Source organism: Lysinibacillus sp. GW247-5R2A (assembly GCF_059424475.1).
The window spans coordinates 1-944 of sequence record NZ_JBWKZL010000036.1; the positions used below are offsets into that span (position 1 = coordinate 1).

Annotated in this window: 1 pseudogene; it reads left to right on the forward strand. The window is 38.9% G+C overall.

Annotated features, from left to right (window positions below):
- Positions 1-3: 3 nt before the first annotated feature.
- Positions 4-944 (forward strand): annotated as a pseudogene (locus AC07YC_RS22790) (IS3 family transposase); the annotation flags it as partial.

Genomic DNA, 944 nt, shown 5'->3' on the forward strand with positions numbered 1-944 from the left:
ACTATGTCACGTCAACGTCGAACTTTTACATCTGAATTTAAATTGCAATTAGTAAAACTTTATGAAAATGGAAAATCCCGTGCAGATATTGCCAGAGAGTACGATATAACGCCTTCGGCTTTAGACCGTTGGATTAAAAATCATCAAGAAACTGGTTCATTCGCTGCCAAAGATAATCGCTCTGAAGAAGATAACGAACTAGCTCGATTACGCAAAGAAAACCAACGTTTACTGATGGAGAATGATATTTTAAAGCAAGCAGCGCTGATCATGGGACGAAAATAGATGTGATTCGAAATAACGCTCACAAATATTCAGTATCAGCAATGTGTGACGTCCTTGATATTCCGAAAAGTACGTACTACTATCATGCCGATGTTTGTGGCAAACGTGCGCTAAAAACTGAAGATAAAGAGATTTCCAAAGAGATTGCTCGTATTTTCAAAGAAAGCCGTAATAATTATGGTACGCGTAAAATCAAGAAAGAACTAAGTAAATTACCAGAGCCAAAACACGTATCACGTCGTCGAATTGGTCGTTTAATGAAAGGTCTTGGACTAGTATCAAACTATACAGTAGCACAGTATAAGGTGCATAACTCAACATGTAATGAAGCGCCGATAAAAAATGAATTACAGCGCCAATTTGAGCAAGAAGAGCCGTTGGCTGTCATCGTGAGTGATTTAACATATGTCCGTGTCGGAACAAAATGGCATTATGTATGCTTATTTGTCGACCTTTTCAATCGTGAAATCATTGGCCGTAGTGCTGGTGCAAATAAGACAGCAGAGCTGGTTTATCAAGCACTAGTAAGTATTAGAGGTAACTTGAACGACATACAAATGTTTCATACAGACCGAGGAAAAGAGTTTGATAATAAGCTCATTTCAAAAGCCCTAGAAACATTCGGAATCCAGCGATCCCTGAGCATGAAGGGATGCCCT